Origin of the sequence: Klebsiella sp. S69, assembly GCF_016516145.1 — a bacterium.
In the GTDB taxonomy this organism is placed as follows: Bacteria; Pseudomonadota; Gammaproteobacteria; order Enterobacterales; family Enterobacteriaceae; genus Klebsiella; species Klebsiella oxytoca.
Genome location: NZ_JACVUU010000082.1, coordinates 1 through 634 on the forward strand (window position 1 = coordinate 1; position 634 = coordinate 634).

The 634-nt window shown below is 53.6% G+C and carries 1 pseudogene; it reads left to right on the forward strand.

The features are described 5' to 3' along the window. Positions 1-72 precede the first annotated feature (72 nt). Positions 73-634: pseudogene (locus IAE27_RS29825) on the forward strand (transposase); the annotation flags it as partial.

Genomic DNA, 634 nt, shown 5'->3' on the forward strand with positions numbered 1-634 from the left:
TGTAGTGGCACACTGAATTTGGCCACCTGAGTAGAGGTGATATGCTCACCTCAACTTCTTACAGGTGAACTAATGAGCAAAGTCTTTACTGCTGAATTCAAAGCCGAAGCGGCAAAACTGGTCCTGGATCAGAACTACACTCACGGTGAAGCGGCTAAGGCGATGAACGTCATCCTCTCCGCCATCAACCGCTGGGTAAAATCGTGTATGGAGCGACAGGGGAAAACGCCTCCGGGGCTGCCTCTGACGCCTGAGCAGACTGAACTCAGGGAAATGAGAAAACGAATGCAACGCCTTGAAATGGAAAATGAAATCCTAAAAAAGGCTACCGCGCTCTTGATGTCGGACTCCCTGAACAGTTCACGATAATCGACAGTCTGAGGGCGCACTACCCGGTAGCGCCACTGTGCCGGTTGTTCGGTGTGCACCGAAGCAGTTATCGCTACATTCGTAAAAGTTGCAGGTGGCCTGACGCGGAGCGAGCCGTCAAACGGTGTCTCGTCAGTGAAGTCTGGAATGCCAGTGGTGGCTCTGCTGGCGCGAGAAGCATCACCACGATGGTCAGCGCTAAGGGCGTCAGACTCGGGCGATGGCTGGCCGGTAAGCTGATGAAAGAGCTGGATATCGCCAGTTG